Annotated in this window: 23 protein-coding genes; 11 read left to right on the top strand and 12 right to left on the bottom strand. The window is 39.7% G+C overall.

Features of this window, described 5'->3' with window-relative positions; genetic code table 11:
* Window positions 1-13 precede the first annotated feature (13 nt).
* Window positions 14-568 carry a hypothetical protein gene (locus DUT71_RS10670; RefSeq protein WP_113662526.1) on the top strand — a complete coding sequence of 185 codons (555 nt, stop codon included), beginning with the start codon at window positions 14-16 and terminating at the stop codon, window positions 566-568.
* On the opposite strand, the gene DUT71_RS10665 is transcribed toward DUT71_RS10670, so the two are convergent.
* Window positions 569-775, bottom strand: coding sequence for a helix-turn-helix domain-containing protein (locus tag DUT71_RS10665; protein WP_113662525.1), 207 nt, complete (start codon window positions 773-775; stop codon window positions 569-571).
* Between the two features lie 3 nt (window positions 776-778).
* Window positions 779-1,315, bottom strand: a complete 537-nt coding sequence (locus tag DUT71_RS10660) for a DUF2975 domain-containing protein (RefSeq protein WP_113662524.1) — start codon at window positions 1,313-1,315, stop codon at window positions 779-781.
* A 137-nt stretch (window positions 1,316-1,452) separates the two neighbouring features.
* On the opposite strand from DUT71_RS10660, the gene DUT71_RS10655 reads away from it, so the two are divergent.
* Window positions 1,453-2,031 carry a nitroreductase family protein gene (locus DUT71_RS10655; RefSeq protein WP_113662702.1) on the top strand — a complete coding sequence of 193 codons (579 nt, stop codon included), beginning with the start codon at window positions 1,453-1,455 and terminating at the stop codon, window positions 2,029-2,031.
* A gap of 98 nt (window positions 2,032-2,129) precedes the next feature.
* Window positions 2,130-2,579 carry a 3-oxoacyl-ACP synthase gene (locus tag DUT71_RS10650; RefSeq protein WP_113662523.1) on the top strand — a complete coding sequence of 150 codons (450 nt, stop codon included), beginning with the start codon at window positions 2,130-2,132 and terminating at the stop codon, window positions 2,577-2,579.
* A gap of 216 nt (window positions 2,580-2,795) precedes the next feature.
* Here the strand turns inward: DUT71_RS10650 and DUT71_RS10645 are convergent, their stop codons facing one another.
* The 3 genes from DUT71_RS10645 to DUT71_RS10635 are packed head-to-tail and all read right to left on the bottom strand — an operon-like array spanning window position 2,796 to window position 4,779.
* Window positions 2,796-3,005 carry a winged helix-turn-helix transcriptional regulator gene (locus DUT71_RS10645; RefSeq protein ID WP_205313913.1) on the bottom strand — a complete coding sequence of 70 codons (210 nt, stop codon included), beginning with the start codon at window positions 3,003-3,005 and terminating at the stop codon, window positions 2,796-2,798.
* A 10-nt stretch (window positions 3,006-3,015) separates the two neighbouring features.
* Window positions 3,016-3,879: a polysaccharide deacetylase family protein gene (locus DUT71_RS10640; protein WP_113662521.1), complete on the bottom strand. Its 864-nt coding sequence runs from the start codon at window positions 3,877-3,879 to the stop codon at window positions 3,016-3,018.
* Window positions 3,880-3,891: 12 nt separating this feature from the next.
* Window positions 3,892-4,779, bottom strand: coding sequence for a polysaccharide deacetylase family protein (locus DUT71_RS10635; RefSeq protein WP_113662520.1), 888 nt, complete (start codon window positions 4,777-4,779; stop codon window positions 3,892-3,894).
* Window positions 4,780-4,976: 197 nt separating this feature from the next.
* On the opposite strand from DUT71_RS10635, the gene DUT71_RS10630 reads away from it, so the two are divergent.
* The gene (locus tag DUT71_RS10630) at window positions 4,977-7,481 is read left to right on the top strand and encodes a S9 family peptidase (RefSeq protein WP_113662519.1); all 2,505 of its coding nucleotides are present in this window, start codon (window positions 4,977-4,979) and stop codon (window positions 7,479-7,481) included.
* A 538-nt stretch (window positions 7,482-8,019) separates the two neighbouring features.
* On the opposite strand, the gene DUT71_RS10625 is transcribed toward DUT71_RS10630, so the two are convergent.
* From DUT71_RS10625 to DUT71_RS10605, 5 genes are all read right to left on the bottom strand, one after another.
* Entirely contained in the window at window positions 8,020-8,499 is a 480-nt protein-coding gene (locus tag DUT71_RS10625) for a hypothetical protein (protein WP_113662518.1), read from the bottom strand.
* Between the two features lie 166 nt (window positions 8,500-8,665).
* Complete coding sequence (locus DUT71_RS10620) at window positions 8,666-9,445, bottom strand: glycoside hydrolase family 25 protein (RefSeq protein ID WP_240186902.1); 780 nt, start codon at window positions 9,443-9,445, stop codon at window positions 8,666-8,668.
* Window positions 9,446-9,709: 264 nt separating this feature from the next.
* On the bottom strand, window positions 9,710-10,360 hold the full coding sequence (locus DUT71_RS10615; protein WP_162796026.1) for an outer membrane beta-barrel protein: 651 nt from the start codon (window positions 10,358-10,360) through the stop codon (window positions 9,710-9,712).
* Window positions 10,361-10,669: 309 nt separating this feature from the next.
* Window positions 10,670-12,100, bottom strand: a complete 1,431-nt coding sequence (locus DUT71_RS10610) for an amino acid permease (protein WP_113662515.1) — start codon at window positions 12,098-12,100, stop codon at window positions 10,670-10,672.
* Between the two features lie 121 nt (window positions 12,101-12,221).
* Window positions 12,222-14,477 carry a sodium-translocating pyrophosphatase gene (locus DUT71_RS10605; protein ID WP_113662514.1) on the bottom strand — a complete coding sequence of 752 codons (2,256 nt, stop codon included), beginning with the start codon at window positions 14,475-14,477 and terminating at the stop codon, window positions 12,222-12,224.
* A 242-nt stretch (window positions 14,478-14,719) separates the two neighbouring features.
* On the opposite strand from DUT71_RS10605, the gene DUT71_RS10600 reads away from it, so the two are divergent.
* From DUT71_RS10600 to DUT71_RS10575, 5 genes are all read left to right on the top strand, one after another.
* Window positions 14,720-16,168, top strand: coding sequence for an APC family permease (locus DUT71_RS10600; RefSeq protein WP_113662513.1), 1,449 nt, complete (start codon window positions 14,720-14,722; stop codon window positions 16,166-16,168).
* 349 nt (window positions 16,169-16,517) lie between these two features.
* Entirely contained in the window at window positions 16,518-17,468 is a 951-nt protein-coding gene (locus tag DUT71_RS10590) for a TIGR01212 family radical SAM protein (RefSeq protein WP_113662511.1), read from the top strand.
* Window positions 17,469-18,230: 762 nt separating this feature from the next.
* A complete protein-coding gene (locus DUT71_RS10585; protein WP_113662510.1) occupies window positions 18,231-19,589 on the top strand; it encodes an ammonium transporter in 1,359 nt (452 codons plus the stop codon).
* Between the two features lie 345 nt (window positions 19,590-19,934).
* Window positions 19,935-20,978 (top strand): porin, encoded by a 1,044-nt coding sequence (locus DUT71_RS10580; protein WP_113662509.1) that lies wholly within the window; start codon window positions 19,935-19,937, stop codon window positions 20,976-20,978.
* 74 nt (window positions 20,979-21,052) lie between these two features.
* Complete coding sequence (locus DUT71_RS10575) at window positions 21,053-21,628, top strand: hypothetical protein (RefSeq protein WP_113662508.1); 576 nt, start codon at window positions 21,053-21,055, stop codon at window positions 21,626-21,628.
* A 73-nt stretch (window positions 21,629-21,701) separates the two neighbouring features.
* On the opposite strand, the gene DUT71_RS10570 is transcribed toward DUT71_RS10575, so the two are convergent.
* On the bottom strand, window positions 21,702-22,175 hold the full coding sequence (locus DUT71_RS10570) for a ribonuclease H-like YkuK family protein (RefSeq protein ID WP_113645590.1): 474 nt from the start codon (window positions 22,173-22,175) through the stop codon (window positions 21,702-21,704).
* A 314-nt stretch (window positions 22,176-22,489) separates the two neighbouring features.
* Between DUT71_RS10570 and DUT71_RS10565 the strand changes: the two genes are divergently transcribed.
* Both DUT71_RS10565 and DUT71_RS10560 read left to right on the top strand, forming a co-directional pair.
* Window positions 22,490-23,797, top strand: a complete 1,308-nt coding sequence (locus tag DUT71_RS10565; protein WP_113662507.1) for a DEAD/DEAH box helicase — start codon at window positions 22,490-22,492, stop codon at window positions 23,795-23,797.
* Window positions 23,798-23,901: 104 nt separating this feature from the next.
* The gene (locus tag DUT71_RS10560; protein ID WP_113662506.1) at window positions 23,902-24,129 is read left to right on the top strand and encodes a DUF1456 family protein; all 228 of its coding nucleotides are present in this window, start codon (window positions 23,902-23,904) and stop codon (window positions 24,127-24,129) included.
* On the opposite strand, the gene DUT71_RS10555 is transcribed toward DUT71_RS10560, so the two are convergent.
* Entirely contained in the window at window positions 24,130-24,516 is a 387-nt protein-coding gene (locus DUT71_RS10555; protein WP_113662505.1) for a response regulator transcription factor, read from the bottom strand.
* Window positions 24,517-24,572 lie beyond the last annotated feature (56 nt).

Here is a 24,572-nt window from a genome sequence, read left to right as displayed (position 1 = left end):
TTTCGTTACTGCGATGAAGGAGCAATTGATCAATGAAATTAAAACCACGCTTCAAAAAAGCAAGGTAAACAAATTGGCTGCAATTTCTATACAAAATGGAATCGCAATAAAGGATATTATTGATCTCACTTTTCATCCAGAGGAGAAAATTGCTTTCAGGGCAGCCTGGATTTTAGAGAACATCTATGAAAACAGCCCAAGAAATTTTGTGCCGTTTATTGCCTATTTCTTCAGTGTTTTTCCAAAGCAAAATAACCTATCGGCACGACGTCACTTTTCCAAAATATTGGCGCTGATAACTAAAAAAAATGCATTGCCAGAAATAAAGCAAATTTTAGAAAGCTATGATACCGAAAAACTGGTAGAAACCACTTTTAGTTGGCTAATTGACGAGGAGGTGCCCGTAGCAATCAAGTCGCACTGCTTAAATATTCTGGCCAATTTCAATACGGCCCACCCATGGATCAAGGACGAACTTTCACAAACAATGGCTTATCTGGTAGATAGAGAGAGTATTGCCTTTTTTGCCAAGGTGAAGCAGATCAGAAAACAGCTCAAATTAAATTAGCTATTCTTCTACATATTCTAAAATATCTCCTGGCTGGCAATTTAGGGCTTTGCAAATGGCTTCTAAGGTACTGAAACGTATTGCTTTTGCTTTTCCTGTTTTTAAAATAGAAAGATTGGAAAGTGTTAGTTCAACTTTTTCTGACAGTTCATTAAGCGACATTTTTCGCTTTGCCATCATTACATCTAAATTTACAATGATTGCCATACTTTATACCGTTAAATCATTTTCATTTTGGATTTCTACTCCTTTTTTGAAAATGGTAGCAATAATATAAATTACAGCTCCCATTAAAATAAAGGCTTGACTGTCCGTCCAAAATTGGTTTAAGTTGTCGACGATAAAACCGTGGTGCATTAAATTTTTAACTAAATGTCTGGCAATATAGCTTAATAGTCCAATTGAAATGGTAAAGTAACTGATTTGTGAAATTTGTTTCGCAACAAAAGTGTTAAACGGCTTTGATAAATCCATTTTATGCATTAGCCTGATAACTACGTAAAATAGATAAGCTTTTAGGATTGAAATGATCAGAATGAAGCTATAAATATTAAAAAAGACTAATTTACTGTCATTATATATTTCAGACAAGTCCAACTTCTGATAAAGGTTTTGGACAAATTCAGGTTTATACAGGCTAAAAAGGAAATTTACGACTAAACCTCCCGCTTCAATGGCCAAGCCAACAAAAATGAGCCAAGCAACAATGTATAAGCCCCAAAATACCAAGTTATTTGTTTTCGACATGGTTATGAGTTTAAAATGATTATTTCAAATATAAATAAATATTTATTGTTTTTCAATAAATATTATTCAAATAATAAGATTTTTCAATTTTACAAATGCTAAACATTAATGCTATACGTAAAATGTTATTTTTGAAAATGAGTTCAAAAGCAGAAATTTTATCGACAATTATAAAGAACAGGAGAAGTATTTTTCCTGAAAGCTACATACAACAAGAAATTCCTAAATCCATAATTGAGGAGATTTTAGAGAGTGCCAATTATGCCCCAACCCATAAATTAACGCAACCTTGGCGCTTCACCGTCATCAGAAAAGAAGGTAAAGCAAAATTGGGGGCTGAGTTGGGTAGGATTTATAAAGAGACCGTTCCCGCCGAAAAGTTCCTTCAGAAAAAATACGACAGTTTTGGACAAAAAACATCGCAAGCGGAAGTGATTGTTGCCATCAATATCCAATTTCATGAAGACAAACTGCCAAATTGGGAAGAAATTGCGGCCGTAGCTTGTGCGGTACAAAATATGGCCCTAACTGCGGAAGCTTTAAATGTGGGGGGCTACTGGAGTTCGCCTCCATTGATTGACCACTTAGGAGATTTTTTAGGTTTGGCGGAAAATGAAAAATGCTATGGTTTGTTTTATATGGGCTACCATAATGCCGAAGCACGTGAAGCCAACCGTACACCAATGGCCGATAAGGTGAAATGGATAGAAGCATAACAATCTTTTTGTAACATTCAGTTGGGGAGAATATTCGATATTCTCCCTTGCTGTAGCTCCTAAACAACTAACCAACCAAAAAACCAACCATCCAATTGATGCAATTAAAAAACGAACTTTATCAGCTCTGCTTAAATTTTATAGAACAGCGTATTGCTACCGCTAACGAAGCTTTGTTGCAGGCCCAAGAAGCTAGCCAGGACGATACCAAAAGTAGTGCAGGAGATAAATTTGAAACAGGTCGTGAGATGGCTCAACAGGACATTAACCGCAACAAACAGTTATTGGCTGATGCGCAACAGCAAAAAGCTATCTTGCAATCGTTGAAAGACATAGGTGGTGCAAACACTGCTCGAAATGGTAGTTTGTTGATTACCAACCAGGGGAATTTTTACATCAGTATCAGTGCAGGCCAATTACAGCTGGAAGGTAAAACTTATTTTGCTATTTCGGCTGCATCGCCTATTGGCAAATTGTTTATTGGAAAACCCGTGGGAGAGCAAGTACTCTTTAACGGAAAAACGTATCTTATTCAGGAAATCGCTTAGCAGATAAACTTTTATTACCCTGAGTTTTATCAATTAAACTGCCTTTATATTGTGTAGAATGAGATTGCTTCGTCGTTCCTCCTCGCAAAGACGAAAAAGAGAGCGTCATTGCGAAGAATGAAGCAATCTTAAAGCGAAATATTTGGGGGTATTTGTTCAGAATTGATATTCAGTGAAATATTAATTGAATTCAGCGTAATATAACGAAGATGGGAGCTAAGATTTTAGATAACAAGAAATTACAAATGCATATCTCAACTCTCCCTGTTTAAACGCTCCATTGATATCCCTAAAAGCCCACTTGGCCATGGAAGTAATAATAGGTACCAAGCCATTTCCAGCGTTACTTAAATGGTAAGTTACATAAGGGGGCACTTCAGGTCTTGCATTTCTAATAATGAGCTGGTCTTGCTCTAATTGCTTCAAATAACAGCCCTTACTTAAAGCTCTTTTTAATACTGTGCAATAGGTTTCGGGCCGTGTAATTCCCCGGATCTATAATTCTCCTAATGGTGTACAAAGGATAATTTTCATCTCTTTTGGTCGATAGGATGAAAGCTGCTTTAAAACCATGTTCCTTTAATTTTGGCAACAAGCTACTTTTATAAACTCCGTAAGGGTAAGCGAAATACTCCACCTTTTTACCCGTGATTTTTTCCAGTTTTTGGGTAGGTTCGTCAATCTGTGTTTTCCAATCCTCGTCGTTAAACTTGGCAAAGTTCTTATGGTCGTAGGTATGACTGGCAATTACATTGCCCTGGTCAGAAAGTTCCTTAATTTGCGCTGCGTTCATGTAGGCAATTCTTCCTTTTTTGCCAATGGAGACCGTCATGATGAAATAAACACCTTTAAAACCGTATTGCTTTAAGGTAGGATAGGCCACGGTAAATTGATCCAAATCAGTATCATCAAAAGTGAACATTATTGGCTTTTCCGGGAGTGCTTTGCCGTAAAGCAAATAGTCGTAAAGTTGGTCGGGAAGTATGGATTGGTACCCGCTATCGGCCAACATTTTAACGTGCTCTTTAAATTTAGCAGGAGAGATGATGTCATCTTTCGCTCGTTTGCCATCGCTTGGTAACCATTCCCTTATTTGGTGGTAACACAACACAGGAACTTCTTTTTTGGCTAAAATAGTTGCAGCATCAGCAGGTTTTAACGTGTCGGTTTCGGGCGCTGTGGCAACAGACAAGCTGCTGGTAGTTTTGGTAGCGGCACTTAAACTGGTTTCGCCTGATGAAGATTGACAGGCGGTAAAAAGAATGGGGCAAATGAATGCCCCAATTATCAATTTTTTCATGTAAGGTAATGCTTAAAAACTTTTTACAATATTATTGTGCAAAGTTTTAGGACTCCAATGGCCGCTGGCAATAATTCTTCTAACGCACATCAAAGGATCATTCTCATCACGTTTGTCAGCCAGGGCGAAAGCCATTTTAAAGCCTCTTTTCTTTAACTCTGGAAAGCCTTCTTTGTTCCATAAACCAAATGGATAAGCGAAGTACTCGATTTTTTTTCCAGTAATTTCTTCCAGTTTTTTGGTTGGTTTATCTAATTGTTCTTCCCAATCTTTACCGGCGTATTTTTTAAAGTTTTTATGGTCGTACGTATGGCTACCAATGGTATTGCCTTCGTCAGCAAGTTCTTTAATCTGCTCTGCGCTCATGTAATTTACAAACTTGCCTTTTTTGCCAATAGAAACCGTCATGATGAAATAAGCAGCTTTGTACCCATATTTCTTTAGGGTTGGGTTAACCACCGTATATTGATCTAAAACCGTATCATCAAAAGTAAGCATAATAGGTTTCTTTGGAAGCGCCTTGCCCTCGTTTAAATAAGCATAAAGCTGATCAGGCAAAATGGTATGATAACCACTGTCCGACAACATTTTCATCTGGTCTTTAAAGTTTTGTATCTCTACGGTATAATCTTTGCCCATAGCGCCGTCTGTAGCTCTCCAGTTACGCACTTGGTGGTAACAAAGGATAGGTACTTGTGGCCTATCCAAAATCGTTTTGGCATCTGCAACCTTAATATTTTTAGTATCAATAGGGGCACTTTGATTTTCAGAGGGTTCGGTGCCGGCCACGTTAGCTACGCTGTCCTTTGTTTCGCTGGTTTGAGCCGTTTGTGATTTCGATTGGCATCCAGCTCCGTAAATCAATGCCAATGCCATAAGAGGCAAGAAAAATCTTTTCATAAAGTGCTATAAATACGAACAAAACTAAGCAATAACATCAAAATAGGTAGCGGTGTTGATAAATATTTGCCTCATTCCAAATATGAATGAAAGTAAAGGTGGAAACTCACTCAATTATTACATAAAAACTGTTACGCTCACATCTTTTTGATTTAAATTAGCTCATTCAAATCTCCATTACTTAACTAACTAAATACATGAAAAAACTCTACTTGTTCTCACTGTTAGGTTTGTTTTCAGGGGTGGCAGTTCATGCACAAACCAAAACAATTACCACTACAGAAACGCTTCAGGTACCACAAAAAGCCAATTACCAAATGGCGGCCCGTTTTTCGCCCAGTAAATTGCGGAAAATGATTTATTCTACCAGTGTTGATCCGCATTGGTTAAAACAAAGCAACCGTTTTTGGTACGAATATGAAACACCTAACGGGAAAAACTGGTACATTGTTGAGCCTGCTTCGAGAAATAAAAGACAACTTTTTGATCCAGCTAAGCTGGCAGCGGAAATTACCTTAATTACCCGTGACCCATTTGATGCCCAACACTTGCCAATAGAGAACCTGAAGTTCAGCAATGATGAGAAAGCCTTAACCTTTGAGATAAAAAGTACTATCGACGAAGTGAAGCCCGACAGAAAGGACAAAAAGGCTGCCGACTCCATGCAGAAGAAAATCTTTAAGTTTCAATATGAACTGGCTACCGAAAAGCTGACAGAAATTAAAAACTTTAAAAGAGCTAAGGCAAAACCAAATTGGGGAGCGGTAGCGCCAGATTCGTCTGCCATCATCTTCACCCGTAATTACAACCTGTTTTGGATGGACAAAGCCAATTATCAAAAGGCCCTAAAAAATGAGGAGGATAGTACCATTGTAGAGCATCAATTAACAAAAGATGGGGTGAAATCTTATGCTTTTGGAAGCGACGGTAGCGGCGAGAACAACGAAGAAATTATTAAGAACGATAAAAAGCGCAGAAGGGCCTTTGTGCTTTGGTCGCCAGATTCGAAATACTTTGTGATACAACGTTCTGATAGCAGAAAAGTTAAAGACCTTTGGGTAATTAATAGCGTGAGTGCTGGCCGCCCAACCTTAGAAACCTACAAATACCAAATGCCAGGCGAGCCCGAAGCACCGCAAGATGAGGTTTGGTTGTTCAATTTCGCCCAAAAAACCAGTAAAAAATTAAACGTTGCAGCTTTTAAAGACCAAAGTTTAAATACTTACAGCAAGCCGGCGTTAAACGCGGACAGAGATAACGAGTTCCGTCCGGCAGTTTGGTTGGGTGACAATGGGAAATTTTACCTGGGCCGCACCAGTCGCGATTTAAAACGTATTGATGTTTGCGTGGTAGATGTGGCCACTGGTACCGTAAAACCATTAATTGAAGAGCGTTTCAATACCTATGTGGAAGTACAACGCCCAGGTTTGGTGAATGGCGGTAAGGAACTGATCCATTGGAGTGAGCGTGATGGTTGGGGACATTTTTACCTGTTTGACGAGAATGGTAAACTGAAAAACCAAATCACTAAAGGCTCTTTCCACTGCGAGGATATTGTAAACATCGACGAGAAAGCTAGGGTGCTTTATTTTACGGCCAATGGTCGTGAAGCTAAAGAAGACCCCTACTATTACCATTTGTACCGTGTAAATTTTGACGGTTCGGGATTGAAATTGTTAAACGCTGGCGATTTTGACCACGCTTCGAGCATGAACGATGCCGGCCGTTACTTTGTAGACAATTATTCAAGGGTAAACACCGCCCCAAAATCTACTTTGTATGACCACAACGGTAACAAAGTGATGGAGTTGGAAACCACTGATTTATCTTTGCTGATGGCTGCGGGGTATAAATTTCCTGAACCTTTTAAAGTAAAAGCCGACGATGGCGTAACCGATTTGTACGGGGTAATGTACAAGCCTTTCAACTTTGATCCAACCAGAAAATACCCGGTAATTGAGTATGTGTATCCAGGCCCACAAACCGAGGCGGTAAACAAATCCTTTGGTCGCAGCATGGACAGAATGGATCGTTTGGCGCAATTGGGCTATGTGGTAGTAACCGTAGGCAATAGAGGCGGTCACCCGGCACGTTCAAAATGGTACCATACTTATGGCTACGGAAACTTACGTGATTACGGTTTGGCTGATAAAAAAGCAACGATAGAACAATTAGCAGATCGATATCCGTTTATTGATGTCAATAAAGTGGGAATCACCGGACACTCAGGAGGTGGTTTTATGTCAACTGCTGCCATGTTGGTATATCCAGATTTCTTTAAAGTAGCGGTTTCTGCGGCGGGTAACCACGATAACAGTATTTACAACCGTTGGTGGAGCGAAAAACACCACGGGGTGAAAGAAATCGTTTCCCTAAAAGGGGATACTTCTTTCAAATATTCGATTGATAAAAACCCAGATTTGGCTAAAAACCTAAAAGGACATTTGTTGTTGATGCATGGCGATATTGACAATAATGTACACCCGGCGGGAAGTATCAGGGTAGCTAATGCACTAATTAAAGCAGGTAAACGTTTCGATTTTATCATTGTGCCTGGTCAACGTCATGGTTTTGGCGATATGACCGAATACATGTTCTGGCGCTTGGCTGATTATTTCAATAACTATCTTTTGGACGATTTCTCCCAGTCAACCAACGTGAACATGACGGAGATGGATAGGGAAGTAGAACGAAAGAATTAAGAAATTAGAGATAGAGAAATCCCCAGTGGCTTAGGTTGCTGGGGATTTTTTGTTCGGGTTATATCTAAAAAAATGAAACATTAAGAAATGAAGGTAATTAACATCCAGCAAAACTTAATGTCTCTTAATGCCTTAATGGTTGAAATTAAAGCGTATTAGGTGCTCAAAAATGTCAATAACCAATAGCTTAAACAAAGGAAATTGCTTGTTAAACAAGCAATATTGCTTATAAAACAATCCAAAGAGAGGCTTCAATGGGCAATATTGCTTCTCGGAGAAGGAAATGTTTCTTGTTATCTGTGCAAATTTCTCCTAAAAGCTTCAAGTTTGCTTCTTTAAGGAGCAATATTGCTTCTCGGAGAAGAAAACTTTTCTTGTATGAAGTGCAAATTGCTTCTCAAAGCACCTAAGCCGAACCTTTGGCAAGCATTATAGAAGCTTAGAGAAGGAATGTTGAACCTTAGTGGGGGATTAATGGAGCTACAAAGGGCTCAGATACAAAAGGGTCAAACATTGTCGACCCTTTTGTGCTAAACTACTACACTGTAGGCAAGGTGCTTTTCCTTCTGCCTGGAAAACGGAGCTTTAAATCGTCTTCAATGGCCTGCGAACCTGCAATGTTAGACCTTGCGGCTCCTTTTACAGAGTTATAGAAAATGAGCGCGGCATCGTAGGCTTCGCCGCCGGCTACCATTTCAGCATCTTCTATGGCTCTTAACAAGGCAGCTACTTTTTGTTTGATCGCTTGTAAACCTGCAGCCAGGCTGTAGTCTTTTTGGGCTTCTGATAAGTCTAGGAATACTGGGCACAGGGTTTGGTTTTGTACAGCATATTCCAATGCCTTTTGCACAAACGCTAGCGTTTTGTCGCCCATTTTTAACATGTGCAACCTATCATCGTTGGTGAGGTTGATGGTCAGCGCATGTTTTAGGGTCTCGTTAATACTGTTGATGTTTTCCATTACGGCGGTAGTCTGTGCAGCAGTAATTTCTGCCGAAATTTGATTTTTCTTAGTCATAGTTTAAATGTTTTAAGTAAATAAAAATCAAGTTAAGAAATAATGTTAATATTCTGAAATACAGTTAATTCCGTAAAGTTGTAAGAGGGGTAAAGAGAGATGTTTTTTTGCGTTGAAAAGGTTTTTTTTGTAAAGGCAGTAATGCCGATGTATAATTAGCGCTGAGCTATTTCACCAGCATGTTGGCCAATTGCGTACTATCTCCATTAAAGGCATTAAAATCTACCACGTGGCCAATACCATTAATTTTAGCCTTGTCGGAATGTTGCCAAAATTTCCAGAGCTTTTTATCCAGGTTCAACTTAGGCTGGTAATAGTGTGCAATCCAAAGGGGGTATTCCTCAAATTCGCCAGCCAGGTAATCTTTATAAAATTTTAGGCCTGTATAAATAATCGGTTTTACCTTGGTCTTCATTTCCACATAGTTGATGAAATCTGAAAGCTCCAATCGCATTTTAGCAGGGCTAATGCCATCCAAACTTTCGATATCTACCACAGGAGGTAAGTCGCCTTTCTCGATGTTCACTACCTGCAAAAAGAATTTAGCTTGGGCTTTTCCATCTTTTTTGGGTCTGAAGAAATGATAAGCGCCACACATTAAACCTGCTTTGGGCGCCTCTCGCCAGTTACGTTTAAAATAAGGGTCAACCAGTAAAAGCCCTTCGGTAGCTTTAATAAATGCAAAACTGATCTTCACCTCATCCTCTTTCATTTTTTTTACCATAGGCCAGTCAATTTTGCCCTGATAATAAGAAACATCAATACCATGCACGCTATGCTTTTTGGGTATTTTGATGTTGAAGCTATGGTAGGTTCTGTAATTGGGGTCCTGCCCATAATCTTTCACCCAGCGCCAGGCAGATACAAAGCCACTTAGAATGTAGCCATAATAAAATGGAGATAGCAGAATAAGCAATAAGCCTGCAATGGCCACTTTTAAAGCCATTGGAAAAGGTTTACCTTTCTTTTTCCTTGGAGTGGATGGTCTTGGATTTACTTTTCGGATGGGGGCTTTTCTTTTCTCGGGTGGCATAAATATGAATACAACAAAATTGAAGAAAATTGGGAGAATAAAAAAGTGAAGAAGACGATTTAGAACTGAAGTTGGAGTAACTGCGAGCTAGCTTGAAAAATAAAAATCCTTCGTTACAAACAGCGTGTAACGAAGGATGGTTAAAGCCTCTAAAAAGAAGCGTGTAAGTAATGAATATTAAAAATGGAAGTTAATACCTAATCTTGGCTGATTTAAATCGCTTCCAAAAGAAAATTGATGAATGCGGTAATCATTAGCATCTGTATCCGTGCCGCTAAACTTTTGATTAAAATAGTTGAATAACCCAACCTTTAATTCAATAGCGATGTTTTTATGGGGGAAAATAGCAATGCCTGGTTGAATGCCCGCTAAATAGCTGGTTGTTTTTCCATCTCTGCTGTAAGGACCAATGGGTATAATTTCTTTGGTGTTACCTAACATTACACCTGCATTTACTTGCCCAAACAGTTTGATCTTCTCGTGCAAATCTAAATAGTACCTGAAAAAAGGATTAATGAGGTAATTATGGGTTTTATCTCCTCCAATTTCATTAGTGATGAATGTGCCATTTGCGGCCGTAATTACTTTAATAGGATTTCTTTTCTCGTAAGAATATCTTAATTCGATACCTAATAAAGCATTCTTTCCTACGAAAAAGCCAGTGGATGGACCTAAGTTAAAAGAAGTTACTTTTTGTTCCGAGTTCGCTTTGTGATTTGTTGAACCGAAGCCTATGCTTCCGCCAATCACTACTTTGCCTTTTTCTGTTTGGGCATGGCCATAAAGGCACAAGGTAACCGCAATAGCGGTTAAAAATTGTTTTTTCATAATATAAGATTTCAATTTGTGTGTCCTTAATGTTAGGGAAAAAAATACATAAATTGGAATTTTGAAGATTAATTTTTTGTTAAGAATGAGGGGGTTAGTACCGTGCAGAGCTTTTAGTTTTATAAACCTGATTGAGCGGATTAGCCCACAGTGAGCTTTGAGAGCGTTAGCGAACATTAGCGAGCGAGGACTATGAGCGAAAGCAGGACTGGAGTATCCGATAGTGAAGGGAGTACCTTTGCTAATTAATTATAGGGCATAAAAAAAGCCCCGTATGTACGGGGCTTCTATATGTAAAGTCTTTATAGATTAAAGTCCTTGTTCGTTTCTTTTTCTAAGGACAGAGTTTTTCTTGCCGTAGAAGAAGTAGATCGCAACGCCCAAAGCCATCCAGATCGCTAACCTGATCCAAGCTTCAAAAGGTAGCGAGTACATTAGATACACGCACACCAAGATTCCCAAAATAGGTACCAGTGGCACTAAAGGGGTTCTAAACGGACGCGCTCTGTCGGGATCGGTTTTACGTAAGATCATTACACCAATACATACCAAAGAGAAGGCAAATAAAGTACCGATGGAAACCATGTGGCCCAAATCGGTAACCGGAACAAAGCCTGCAAACAAGCTCACAAATACCATGAAAAACAAGTTGGTTTTGTAAGGAGTTCTATATTTGGCGTGGATACTGCCAAAGAATTTTGGCAACAAACCATCTTTAGACATGGTGTAGAATACCCTTGATTGACCCATTAACATAACCAAGATTACCGAGGTGTAACCTGCTAAAATAGCAATGATTAAACCCATTTGTAACCAACTGTAACCCGTTACTTTAAAGGCTGTGGCCGCAGGAGAAGCGTCGCCTTTGAAAATTTCAAAAGGAACCAGGCCGGTCATTACGTGAGCAAATAAAACGTATAAAATGGTACATACCGCCAGCGAGCCTAAGATACCAACAGGCATCCCTTTTTGTGGGTTTTTAGCTTCTTGTGCAGCAGTGGAAACGGCATCGAAACCAATGAACGCAAAAAATACCAATGCAGCGCCAGCAGCAATACCAGAAATACCAAATTCGCCATAAACACCAGTGTTTTTAGGAATGTAAGGCGTGTGGTTTTCAGGATTGATAAATTTCCATCCCAAGGCGATGAACAAAATCACGACGCTCACCTTTACAATTACCAGGAAGTTGTTAAGGCTTGCCGACTCTTTTGTGCCACGCAACAATAATAAAGAAAGCAATGAAACGATAACAATGGCGGGTAAGTTGATACCTCCGCCCTCAACCTCGGCAAATGATTTGGTTAAATAGAGCGGTAACTCTAAGCCAAATTCATGCAAAAGCTTATTGAAATATCCAGACCAAGATACCCCTACCGTAGCGGCACCCAGTGCATATTCCAGCACTAAATCCCAGCCAATGATCCAGGCCATAAATTCGCCCATGGTTGCATAAGAATAGGTGTAGGCGCTACCTGCAACAGGTATCATCGACGCAAATTCAGCATAACATAATCCCGCAAAAGCACAGCCTACGGCAGCCAATACGAATGATAATGTTACAGCGGGTCCGGCATGTTCTGCAGCAGCTATACCTGTTAAAGAGAATAAACCTGCTCCAATAATTGCTCCAATACCCAGCGCAACAAGGCTCTTGTTGCTTAAGGTACGTTTGAGAGTGCCTTCGCCACTTTCTGCCGATTCGGCAACAAGTACATCAATAGGCTTTCTTAAATTCATAAATTAATAATTAGTTGATTAGTTAGTTTGTTGATTTAAAAATTAACGGACCAAACCTAAAAAAAAATATCTACAAATGAAAAAGGGATTTTTTGCAAAATCCCTCTTATTTAGTAACATTTTAGTTTTTGATCACTGTATCGGTTTCGTTTACCAAAGTGTCGATAGTTTCGTTACCAAGCGAATCAACACTTTTTTGTACACGAATTTCTTTCTTAACTTCCATTCCGGTGCTGTTGGCAGCGTCTGATGCGCTGATGGCAATGTATGGGGCAATTACCAAGGAAACAATCGACATTAACTTGATCAAGATATTCATTGATGGGCCCGAAGTATCTTTGAATGGATCACCAACGGTATCACCAGTTACCGACGATTTGTGTGGTTCTGATTTTTTGTAGTACATCTCGCCATTGATTTCTACACCTTTTTCGAAAGATTTTTTAGCATTGTCCCAAGCGCCACCAGCGTTAGATTGGAAAATGCCCATTAACACACCCGATACGGTTACGCCCGCTAACAAACCGCCTAAAACTTCGGGGCCAAATAAAAAGCCTACAATTACAGGGGTGATTAAGGCAATGGCACCAGGCATCAGCATTTCTCTGATAGAAGCCTGTGTAGAAATGGCCACACATTTTTCGTACTCAGGTTTTGCTTTGTACTCCATAATGCCTGGGATTTCCCTAAACTGGCGACGAACCTCCTGTACCATATCCATGGCGGCTTTACCTACGGCTTGGATACACAATGCAGAAAACACAAATGGGATCATCCCGCCAACAAACAAACCAGCTAAAACGGGCGCTTTGTAAATGTCGATGGCCGAAATGCCTGCAATACCCACAAAAGCAGCGAATAAAGCCAGGGAAGTTAGCGCTGCCGAAGCAATGGCAAAGCCTTTTCCTGTAGCAGCAGTAGTGTTGCCCACAGCATCTAAATTATCGGTACGTTCACGAACTTCTGGAGGCAATTGGCTCATTTCGGCAATACCGCCAGCATTATCGGCAATTGGCCCAAAGGCATCAATGGCCAATTGCATGGCTGTAGTAGCCATCATACCTGCGGCCGCAATAGCCACACCATATAAACCTGCAAAATGGTAAGAAGCCATAATACCACCCGCCAATACCAAAATTGGAACTACCGTAGATTTCATTCCTACAGAAAGGCCTGCAATAATATTGGTAGCATGGCCTGTTGAAGATTGTTGGATGATTGAATTAACAGGTCCTTTGCCCATTGCGGTGTAGTATTCGGTAACGATACTCATGATGGTACCCACTACTAAGCCTACTACAATGGCGTAAAATACGTTGATGCTCGAAAACTCGTAACCACGTAAGTTTAAGGTTTCAGGCAACATCCATTTCACTAAAAAGAAAGAAGCAATACCGGTAATGATAATGGACGACCAGTTGCCTAAGTTAAGGGCGTTTTGTACGTTAGATTTTTCGTCTTTAATAGTTACAAACCAGGTACCAATGATAGAGAATAGGATACCTAAACCGCAAATGACCATTGGCAATAAAATAGGCGACATGCCACCGAAATTATCTGTAACCGTAATTTCTTGTCCCAATACCATGGTTGCTAAAATGGTAGCTACATAAGAACCAAATAAATCGGCACCCATGCCCGCTACGTCACCCACGTTATCGCCTACGTTGTCGGCAATGGTGGCAGGGTTGCGCACATCATCCTCGGGAATGCCTGCTTCTACTTTACCCACCAAGTCGGCACCAACATCGGCAGCTTTGGTGTAAATACCACCACCTACACGCGCAAACAGCGCAATGGACTCGGCACCTAGAGAAAATCCGGTCAGTACTTCAATGGCCGTTTTCATTTCGTGGCTATTGGCGTTTATTACGTTAAAATACTTTAGGAAAACGATGAATAAGCCACCTAAACCTAACACCGCTAAGCCCGCAACGCCTAAGCCCATAACCGTGCCTCCGGTGAAACTTACTTTAAGTGCTTGTTTTAAGCTTTTTCTGGCCGCTTGTGTGGTTCTAACGTTGGCCTTGGTTGCTACTTTCATTCCAATGTATCCTGCGGTAGCAGAAAATACGGCGCCAATAATAAAGGCAATAGAAATGATCCAGCTGGAATGAATTGCTTTACCATTTACTTCGGTAACGGTTCCTGAATAGGCGAGGAGCGATGCTGCCAATATGGCGAAAATGCTCAGAATTTTCCATTCTGCTCTCAAGAAGGCCATAGCGCCATCTGCAATATAACCGGCTAATTCTTGCATATTTGCATCACCAGCATCTTGCTTGTTTACCCAGGCGCTTTTTACCGCCATTACCAAAATGCCTACTAAGCCAAGTAGAGGAACAGCATAAATAAGATTGTTTTGTAAAAAATCCATAGTTTAAATTTATATTTAGTTGTTTAGTTGATATTCAATACACAAGGTAAATAAAAAAACTATTGGGTGTCAATATATTTTTACTAGCTATTGAAATTTTTGCCACAAACGCACAGATTGCAGTCTCGATTTTTTTTGTAGCCTAAAACAAATTTATATCTGCGTATCTGTGGTTGTGAAATCAATTTATTCATCTCTTTTTCTATCTTAGCTAACAATAACCAAAAAACTAAACTAAACAAATGGATAATCAACAAGAGGAAGTCTCTTCTAAACGAAAACTAGGGCTTTTTGACGGCGCAATGCTGGTAATGGGTTCAATGATCGGTAGCGGTATTTTTATCGTAAGTGCCGACATCATGCGAAATCTTGGCTCGGGTTACTGGCTAATTGTGGTTTGGGTAATCACTGGGGTAATGACAGTGGCCGCTGCAATTTCTTACGGTGAGCTTTCTTCAATGTTCCCTAAAGCAGGAGGGCAGTACACCTATTTAAAGGAAACCTTTGGTAAAATGATGGGCTTCCTTTATGGTTGGGGCTTGTTTGCGGTAATTCAAACGGGAACTATTGCTGCCGTAGCGGTAGCCTTTGGCAAATTTACAGCTTATCTAATTCCAGCATTAAACGATGCGGCCCCGATTTTTCAAAGCGGTGGCTATAAAATTACTTGGATACAGATTTTGGCAATTTTCGTGATCCTCTTGCTAACTTATATCAATACTAAGGGCGTAGAAGGAGGCAAGCTGTTGCAAAATGTATTTACCGGATCTAAAATTGTGGCTTTAATTGGCCTGATTGTTCTGGGGTTCCTTTTGATAAAAAGCAATTTTTGGACCGAGAATATGAGCTATGGATGGGGAGCTTTTAACAACCTCAAAACAGATCCCAGCGGAAACTTCCTGAAATCTGGATGGGAGTCCATGTCGGGAATGGCCATTTTGGGCGGTATAGCGGCGGCTATGGTGGGTTCAGTATTTTCAAGTGTAGCCTGGGAAAATGTAACCTTTGTTTCGGGGGAAATTGAAAATCCTAAGAAAAACGTGGTGCGTTCAATGGTTTTGGGTACTACTGCGGTAATGATCCTTTATTTATTGGTGAATTTTGTGTACCTCAATGCCTTGAATAGAGAGGGCATTGCTTTTGCCCCCAATGATAGGGTAGCAGTTGTGGTTTCTGAACAGATTTTTGGAAGCGGCATTGGTACCATCGTAATGGCGGTGTTGGTAATGATTTCTACTTTTGGTTGCGTAAACGGGATTGTACTGGCAGGCGCAAGGGTTTTTCAAACCATGGCAAAAGATGGCATGTTTTTTAAAGCGGCATTGCACAATAATAAAAATGGCGTGCCTGCAAAATCGCTATGGATGCAGGGAATTTGGGCTGCGGTGTTGTGCTTAAGCGGTCAATACGGAAACCTTTTGGATATGATTTCTTTTGTGATTGTGGTTTTTTATATGATTACCGTATTTGGAGTGATTTATTTAAGGATAAAGAAACCTGATTTGGAAAGACCTTACAAAACATGGTTGTACCCAATTACACCTATTGTTTATCTGTTAATTGGTGCCGCTTTCTGTGTTTTGTTATTGATTTATAAACAACAATATACATGGCCTGGGCTCATTATTGTGTTGCTTGGCCTTCCTATTTATTTGTTAATTAACAGAAAAAAAGAAGCCGTTAACAATTAGGGCTTAGCTAAGATAAAACAAAGGGAGTGTCATGAGTGATGCTCCCTTTGTGTTTGGAGGCGATTTGTCATCCCGAGTTTCGAGGGATCTCTATGTTGTTTAAATTAAACCTCGTAGGTTTTTCCGGCAACGAGGGGCTTTGCGTTCTTTGCGAAACTTCTTCTTTCTTTGCGTTAACCTTACCCCAAAAGTGGCTAAGCTTACGAGGTTTTTGCGGCAACGAGGGGCTTTGCGTTCTTTGCGAAACTCCTTCCTTTCTTTGCGTTAACCTTACCCCAAAAGCCTTGCCTTTCAAAATCGTAAATCTAAAATCGTAAATCTAAAATCTATTTTCTGTATTTTTGCCCCAATGGGAACAGCATTGGATTCGGGCATAAAGGGTTATAACAACTACGGAACCTATTTACGCGAGCACTACAACGGTCAGCGGGTGTTTAAAGTGATTGTTGATGGCGGCTTTACCTGCCCAAATCGCGACGGTAGCAAAGGCTACGGCGGCTGCACCTATTGTAATGTAGATTCGTTTACGCCTGAACTTTCCCGTAAACTTCCAACCATTAAAGAACAGTTGGTAGAGGGAATGCAAAGAGCACGTAACTCTTACCGTGCCGAAAAGTTCATCGTTTATTTCCAGCCCAATACCAATACTTACGCTCCAACGCATTATTTAAAAATGATGTATGATGAAGCCCTTTCAATCAACAAAGAAGAGGTAGTGGGGTTTGCAGTGGGTACACGTCCTGACTGCATTGATGCCGAAAAGGTAGCGCTATTGGAAAGTTATACCGATAGATATGATGTAGATTTGGAAATGGGAATGGAATCCATTTATGATGAAACATTGGACCAGATCAATAGGGGCTGTAGCCATGGGGAGTTTGTAGAAGCCGTGAAGTTGTTAGAGAACACCAAGCTTAACCTCTGCGTGCATACTATTTTCGGTTTTCCATGGGAAACCAGGGAGATGATGCATGGCTATATTCATGAAATCAACAGGTTTCCGCAAATTAAGTTTGTGAAATTCCATCATTTGCATATTGTAGAAGGCTCTATTATGGGCGTTAAGTACAAAAAAAATCCATTTAAGCTATTCAGTTTAGAGGAATATACCGATTTGCTTTGCGAATTAATCCCATTGTTACGTCCAGATATTGTAATTCAGCGGCTGTTTGGTATTTCCGATTGGGATTTGCTAATTGCGCCAAACTGGGGCATCAAAAAATCGTCAATACAATCTTATATTGATAAAGAGATAGAGCGTAGGGGCGTTGTCCAAGGTTCAGCCTATCAAGAAATCTAATTTTTCTAATTTCCTGCAGTAATTTCTTTCAATCCATTTTATTGACCTGAGTTCGATTATTATTATATTGATTTATAGTTGTATAAGTCTTTTCTTGTTTTGCTGACCCTGAAATAAATTCAGGGTGACGCCAAATGAGCGGTTCGTCATGCTGACCACGAAGTAGCTGCGAAGCAAATTTATTTCAGCATCAGCTTTAACGGTCTGTTTAGTGCTTTTAATAATCGAACTCAGGTTATTGGACGGATATTTTATGTTTTCTAATGATCCATTCTTTGTAGGGTAATGGGAGGGGCTGTCTATAGACTTGAGTTCGATTATGGTTTAGTTGGTTTTTAGGGCAAGATGTCGGCTTTGTTTTGCCGACCCTGAAATAAATTCAGGGTGACGCCAAATGAGCGGTTCGTCATGCTGACCACGAAGTGGCTGCGAAGCAAATTTATTTCAGTATCAGCTTTGATGTGTGTTTTTTTAGGTGGTATGTATAAGTTAAATATGTTTTTCTGATTTTATGTATGTTTTTTTGTGTGTTTTAGGTTTTTAAATATGTTTTTGTGTTTGTTTTTTGAATTTAACTGGTGTTTTGCTGTTGTTTTTATGTTTTGATTTGTTTGTTTTTTGATTTTGTATGATATTTTATTGCTTTTTTGTTGTTTTATTTGAATTAAAATTAAAAATTTATTAAAAAAATGTAAAAATTGTAATGAAAATTGGAATCTTATTTATAATTTAGGTTTGAAATCAAACACTAAAATTTAAATTATGAGTAAAGTTTTATTTAAACAGTGGGCACCCTTCGCAATTTTAATGTTAGTTGCAGTTGCCGCATTATTTATTAAGCCATTAACAAACTTTGATGACGGAAAGTACAGTGCGCCAGACATTGCTTTTGTTTTGATCGCCTCGGCATTGGTGTTTTTAATGACTCCAGGTTTGGCTTTTTTCTATGGTGGAATGGTGCATCGCAAAAATGTATTGTCAACCATGATTAAAAGTGTGGTGGCCGCAGGCATCATTTCTGTACTTTGGGTAATCGTAGGCTTTAGCTTAGCTTTTGGCGATTCCATTGGTGGTTTAATTGGTAACCCTAAAACCTTTTTCTTCTTTCAGGGGGTAAATTCTGGACCAGCGTGGGGTACTATTCCTTTGTCGCTGTTCGCTATTTTCCAATGTATGTTTGCCATTATTACACCTGGTTTGGTGGTAGGAGCAGTCGCAGAGCGTATCCGATTTACTTCGTATATCCTGTTTATTGTGCTTTTTGCCATTCTTGTTTATTCGCCATTGGCACATTGGACTTGGCATTCAGAAGGTATCTTGTTTAAAATGGGCGTGCTCGACTTTGCGGGAGGTACCGTAGTGCATATTTCTGCAGGTATGGCGGCTTTGGCTGGTGCTTTGGTGCTAAAACGCAGAAGATCACATTTAGAGCACAAAGAGGTGCCACCAGCAAATATTCCTTACGTATTAATTGGTACGGGCTTACTTTGGTTCGGTTGGTTCGGTTTCAACGCAGGTTCGGCCTTGGGCGCAAATGCCTTGGCAGTGTCGGCCTTTGTAACTACCAACGTGGCCGCCGGTTCGGCAGGTTTGTCTTGGATGTTCTTTGATGCCGCCAGAGGTAAAAAACCATCAGTTTTAGGTTTTTGTATTGGGGCAGTAGTAGGTTTGGTAGCCATTACCCCGGGTGCTGGCTTTGTAAGCATTCCTTCTAGCATATTTATCGGTGTATTTGCTGCCATTGTATCTAATTTGGTGGTTTCTTGGAAACAAAAAACAGCCTTAGACGATACCTTGGATGTATTTCCTTGTCATGGTGTAGGCGGTATTGTAGGAATGCTTTTAACAGGCGTATTTGCTACTAAAACGGTAAACGGTGCAGGGGTTGATGGCTTGCTTTACGGTAATCCCGAGTTTTTCTTTATCCAACTGAAAGGAATGTTATTGGTGGTAGTGTTCAGCTTTGTGGTGTCTTTTGCCATCTTTAAAGTAATCAATTTGATTCTTCCAATCCGTGTAAGCGCTGATGAAGAAGAAGAAGGCTTGGATGCTTCTCAGCATAATGAGAAATACACGCAAGGAACGCTAATCGTATCTGGACAGGAAGTCCCTAATAACTAATTCCATTTCCCCGCTTAGGCTAAGTTAAAAATCATGATGTTAAATTGTTTTGATGTATAATTTCTGTCTCCCCGGTCTGCTATAAACACAGGCTGGGGAGATTAGAAGCCTGGAAATGCTTGGATGAACATTTCCTTAAACAGAACAATTTTTTGAATACGGCTCCTAGTTTGGAGTTGGGTGGGACTGCTTTGATTAAATTTTGCACTATGCTATATGATAATCTTCTACCTATAGGAGATATAATCAATTATTTAACTCTTTAAAAAAATGAACTATCATGGTTTTTCAGACAGTGAAAGATCATATTGCTTCATCACTTTTTAAATAAAAATGATAAACAAGATGAAAAAAAATATAGCTGCATTATCCCTTTTATTATTAACTACCGCAACCGTAGCTGTTGCACAAGAAAAAGCTTCTCCACTTGAAATATCAGGTTCGGTAGATACCTATTATAAATATGATTTCAACAAGTCTGGCAATATCAAAACCTATTTTGCGGGCGAACAAAATTCTGTTTCCCTTGGAATGATAGATTTGGCCCTTAAAAAAACAACCGGGAAGGCCTCTTTTGTAGGTGAACTTTCTTTCGGTCCCAGGGGCCAGTATGAATCAATACCCGATGCTGCTGGTGGATATGATCCAACGGCTAATGGTTTCAATATCCAAAATTTATATGTGAACTATGCTTTCACCGATAAATTTAGTATGACAGCAGGTTATATGGGGACTTTTATCGGTTACGAGGTGATTTCACCTGCCGCTAACTTTAACTATTCAACTTCTTATTTATTCGGTTCTGGCCCATTCCAAAATGCAGGGATCAAAGGAACCTATGCTTTTTCTGATAAAGTGAGCCTCATGGTAGGTTTGTTTAACGAGTGGAACCAATACCGTGCTTCCCGTGGAGTATCTAGCTTGGGAGGCCAGTTAATGATTTCGCCAGTGAAAGGCTGGACCGCCTATATCAATGGTTTGCATGGCTTGGATGGCTATGGCAATTACAGCACTGTAATTGATTTGACCACTGCTTATCAAATTACCGACAAGGTAAAGATTGGTTTAAATGCCGCCGATTTGAGTGCTGGCGATGATAAATTTGGTTATTCGGGCGTAGCGCTTTATCCGCAATATGCTTTTACTCCATCCGTAGCTTTAGGTTTAAGGGCCGAATACTTTAACTATAAGGGAATTTCAGGTGGGCCAAGTGCCAGTGTAACCTCATTCACGCTATCAGGCAATATCAAATCTGGAGGTTTAACCTTTATCCCGGAAGTGCGTTTTGATAACGATAAGGATTTTAGCCAAGGCTTTGTTAAAAGTGATGGAACCACATTAAATAAATCTGCAGCGCAATTTTCATTAGCCGCAGTTTATAGCTTTTAGCCTTTACGATAAGCTAATCACAACCAGAAAGCGTCCCGGATTTTCGGGACGCTTCATTCTTTAAAGCATATTTTATGAAAATAGTACCGTTGTTAGTGTTGTTGCTGGGTTTTTCAATGCTGTTGGGTGCACAAGAAACAGCTCAATTGCCCAAAGACGAAACAGGGAAATACCTCTATTATGAGGTCGTAAATACAGCGATTCCGCAAGATACCCTGCAAATAAGAGTACAGCAGTTTATTCAAAAGCAAAAGCTTAAACCTGTTGTTTTAGCGAGCGGCAAACAATTGGTTGCCAGTGGTAAGCTGGTCATCAGAAAAGGCGCCGCAATGCTGTCGCACCCTTCTGGTGAAATAGCTTATCGATTTTATTTTGAAACCAATGGCGGGAAGTATCGTTTTTGGTTAAGCGACTTTGAGTTTTTTCCCTATCAAAAAGACAGATACGGCAATTTTGTGCCAAGCACTACGGTGGGTATCCCGCTTGAAACAGATCCCAAAAAATGGAACGTTGAGCAATGGGAAGATTATCGACTGCAAACTTCAAAATATGCTACAGCATTTGCTGCACGCCTAAAGGATCATTTGCTTCATAAAACAGTACCGGCTCCTCAGCCTCCCGAAAAGAAAGTGATTACTAAAACATGGTAATTCAGTTGCCAGTTTTCAATAGCTGGTTTCCAACATGCTTGGCGTGCAACTGTAAACTGCTGAGCGCAAACTGTTAATGTACCATCTTGTCTGCACAAGTAGAGCTGGCAAAAGCTTCGGGTTTAGCTTTAAAAATAAAGCCCATGCTCAAAATATAACCCATGGCTTCGTTTAGTGCTTTGTTGGATTTAAAAGATGGATTGGTGTTGATATCAGCATGTACCTCCAAATCTACATCATAAATGTCCAGTAAATCGCAGATAGAATAGGCTGTTTCGATTGATTTTTGTACTTCCAGCAGCATTCTTTCCTTAATTCCCATTTTTTGGGTGGTTTTCTCTTGGGAAATGTACATAAAGCCACCATGATGTTCCCTTAACAGTACAATTACCGTGGCAAAATCGGTGTAACTGCCTTTTACTTGAGAATCTGTGCCAATGCAGACTTTTAATTTGAAGCCATTTTCGGTTTCGCGGAGAATTGCTTTTTCTACCTCAGCTAAGATTGACGAATGAATAACTTCGCCACTAAATTTCTTCCAGGTCATAAGTTATTGTAATAAAGATAAAGCAACCTAAAATCAGGTTTCCTAAAATTAAGGGCTTATTGTTAAAATTCCTTTAATTATATGTTGTTTATTTGCTAACATTTTGTTGTTTATCAACAAGTTATATTCGTTTTTGATTTTGGGCTAACGAATGACGCTTGTAAATAGGTAAACGTTTAACAATTTATTTGATGAATTGATTGTCTTTTTCAGCTGCCTACAAATGATAATATCACATCAAGTTTCTTTGTGTTCTTTGAGTCTTTGTGGTTATCAGCTAGAAACTGCTGAGTGAAAACTGTTAACTTTGTGCCATGAATCTGCAAAAGCTACTCGCTAACCTTAATATCCAAAAGCTCAATCCACTACAAGAAGAAGTAAAGCTAAAAGCTGATACTGGTAGCGATCTGGTCGTTTTAGCACCTACTGGTTCTGGAAAAACACTGGCTTTTCTTATTCCGGTACTCCACAATTTAAGGGAAGGGCAAAAAGGCGTACAATGTTTAATCATGGTGCCATCAAGAGAGCTCGGCTTGCAAATTGAGCAGGTTTTTAAGCAAATGGCCACCGGTTATAAAGTCATTTGCTGTTACGGAGGCCATTCCGTTAAAATAGAACGTAACAACTTAATTGAAGCTCCAGCGGTATTAATTGGTACCCCTGGACGTATAGCCTTTCACCTACGCGAAAACAATTTTGACGAAAGTACCATCAACACTTTGGTGTTGGATGAATTTGATAAATCGTTGGAATTTGGTTTCACTCAAGAGATGTCTTTCATTATCGGCTGCTTGCGCGGGCTAAAGCAACGTATCTTAACTTCGGCCACTAAAATGGATGACTTGCCTGATTTTACAGGAATTAAGGAACATCAAACCATTAACTATTTGGGCCAGCAGGAAGTGGTGCCTGATTTAACCTTAAAAAGAATTGATACGCTTGCCGAAGAGAAGCTAGAAGCTTTATTCAAGCTGATCTGTAAAATTGGCGACCATTCTATGCTTATTTTCTGTAATCACCGGGAAACTGTAGATAGAATTAGCGACTTACTGATTGATGAAGATTTGGTGCACGATATTTTCCACGGAGGAATGGAGCAGGACGATAGGGAGCGGGCCTTGCTTAAATTTAGAAATGGCAGCGTGAAAATTTTAATCACTACTGATTTGGCTGCCCGTGGATTGGATATTCCGGAAGTGGAATACATTATCCATTACCAATTACCACTTACCAAGGAGGCCTTTACGCATCGTAATGGACGTACCGCCAGGATGAAAGCAAAAGGTACGGCCTACCTTATTTTTGCTAACGATGAAGAATTTCCTTACCTCGATAACGATATTGAAAAAGAAGAGCTCAATGGAAATTATCCAATCCCTCCGGATAGTGAATGGCAAACCATTTACTTTGCGGCCGGCAAAAAGCAGAAAATCAATAAAATAGATATCGTGGGTTTTCTTATCAAAATAGGTGGACTAAATAAAGCCGACATAGGCTTAATAGAAGTAAAAGATTTAAGTACTTATGCCGCCGTAAAGCGTAACTTAGCACAAAAGTTAGTAAAGAAACTCTCTGCCGAGAAAATGAAAGGCAAGAAAATAAAAGTAGAAATAGCCAGGTAGTGGCTAGGGACTAGTAGCTAGTGGTTAGGAAATAGGCTATTTTACTAATTACTAGGTCCTAGCCCCTGATTCCTAATTCCTAATGAACTGATTAAAAAGGTAATATGAGCAACAACGAAGTAATGAAAAAATTAAGAGTGGCCCTGTCACTCACTACAGACGATATTATGGCCATCTGCAAATTGGTAAATTTCAATGTCACAAAAAGTGAATTGGGCGATATCTTTAGAAAAGAAGATCACCCCAACTTTAAGAAATGCGGTGACCAAATTTTAAGAAACTTCCTAAACGGATTGGTGATCTACAAACGTGGTCCAAAAGAAGAAAAATAATTAATTGATGTTTTGCCTGATCGCTTTTTTACTGATCAGATTTTCGATTTTCTCCAAAAGCACATCCATTTTAAAAGGTTTGGGCATAAAATCGTCGGGTGGCGTTGCCAAAACATTAATCTCTTCGGCTTTGTAAAGGCCAGACATCATTAAAATAGGAATATGTTTGGTCTTAGGATTAGTTTTAATCTCGTTGCAAAGCGTACGGCCGTCAATTTTCCCCAGTACAATATCCAATATAATTAAATCGGGACTAAATCCCTCAATGGTTTCATGTAAACCTTCAGCATCACTAAGCGGCTCAACCTCATAGCCACCAATTTCCAAAACGAGCTCAATAGTATCTAGTACTTCTTCATCATCGTCAACTACAATAATTTTTTTCATAAACGCAAATATAACATTGTTGAACTATTTACATAACAACCAATAAACAATAGGGT

The sequence above is a fragment of the Pedobacter nanyangensis genome, from assembly GCF_003313505.1.
GTDB lineage: Bacteria > Bacteroidota > Bacteroidia > Sphingobacteriales > Sphingobacteriaceae > Pedobacter > Pedobacter nanyangensis.
The sequence above is the reverse complement of the archived record's forward strand: the minus strand, read 5'-3'. Positions and strand labels throughout refer to the sequence as shown.

Coding starts and splice junctions, on each gene's coding strand:
- DUT71_RS10610 (WP_113662515.1), bottom strand. CDS start 12,100: ATGAATTTAAGAAAGCCTATTGATGTACTTGTTGCCGAATCGGCAGAA.
- DUT71_RS10630 (WP_113662519.1), top strand. CDS start 4,977: ATGAAAAAACTCTACTTGTTCTCACTGTTAGGTTTGTTTTCAGGGGTG.
- DUT71_RS10600 (WP_113662513.1), top strand. CDS start 14,720: ATGGATAATCAACAAGAGGAAGTCTCTTCTAAACGAAAACTAGGGCTT.
- DUT71_RS10580 (WP_113662509.1), top strand. CDS start 19,935: ATGAAAAAAAATATAGCTGCATTATCCCTTTTATTATTAACTACCGCA.
- DUT71_RS10625 (WP_113662518.1), bottom strand. CDS start 8,499: ATGACTAAGAAAAATCAAATTTCGGCAGAAATTACTGCTGCACAGACT.
- DUT71_RS10575 (WP_113662508.1), top strand. CDS start 21,053: ATGAAAATAGTACCGTTGTTAGTGTTGTTGCTGGGTTTTTCAATGCTG.
- DUT71_RS10560 (WP_113662506.1), top strand. CDS start 23,902: ATGAGCAACAACGAAGTAATGAAAAAATTAAGAGTGGCCCTGTCACTC.
- DUT71_RS10670 (WP_113662526.1), top strand. CDS start 14: ATGAAGGAGCAATTGATCAATGAAATTAAAACCACGCTTCAAAAAAGC.
- DUT71_RS10585 (WP_113662510.1), top strand. CDS start 18,231: ATGAGTAAAGTTTTATTTAAACAGTGGGCACCCTTCGCAATTTTAATG.
- DUT71_RS10665 (WP_113662525.1), bottom strand. CDS start 775: ATGGCAATCATTGTAAATTTAGATGTAATGATGGCAAAGCGAAAAATG.
- DUT71_RS10605 (WP_113662514.1), bottom strand. CDS start 14,477: ATGGATTTTTTACAAAACAATCTTATTTATGCTGTTCCTCTACTTGGC.
- DUT71_RS10655 (WP_113662702.1), top strand. CDS start 1,453: ATGAGTTCAAAAGCAGAAATTTTATCGACAATTATAAAGAACAGGAGA.
- DUT71_RS10555 (WP_113662505.1), bottom strand. CDS start 24,516: ATGAAAAAAATTATTGTAGTTGACGATGATGAAGAAGTACTAGATACT.
- DUT71_RS10620 (WP_240186902.1), bottom strand. CDS start 9,445: ATGGCTTTAAAAGTGGCCATTGCAGGCTTATTGCTTATTCTGCTATCT.
- DUT71_RS10570 (WP_113645590.1), bottom strand. CDS start 22,175: ATGACCTGGAAGAAATTTAGTGGCGAAGTTATTCATTCGTCAATCTTA.
- DUT71_RS10640 (WP_113662521.1), bottom strand. CDS start 3,879: ATGAAAAAATTGATAATTGGGGCATTCATTTGCCCCATTCTTTTTACC.
- DUT71_RS10565 (WP_113662507.1), top strand. CDS start 22,490: ATGAATCTGCAAAAGCTACTCGCTAACCTTAATATCCAAAAGCTCAAT.
- DUT71_RS10615 (WP_162796026.1), bottom strand. CDS start 10,360: ATGAAAAAACAATTTTTAACCGCTATTGCGGTTACCTTGTGCCTTTAT.
- DUT71_RS10650 (WP_113662523.1), top strand. CDS start 2,130: ATGCAATTAAAAAACGAACTTTATCAGCTCTGCTTAAATTTTATAGAA.
- DUT71_RS10590 (WP_113662511.1), top strand. CDS start 16,518: ATGGGAACAGCATTGGATTCGGGCATAAAGGGTTATAACAACTACGGA.
- DUT71_RS10635 (WP_113662520.1), bottom strand. CDS start 4,779: ATGAAAAGATTTTTCTTGCCTCTTATGGCATTGGCATTGATTTACGGA.
- DUT71_RS10660 (WP_113662524.1), bottom strand. CDS start 1,315: ATGTCGAAAACAAATAACTTGGTATTTTGGGGCTTATACATTGTTGCT.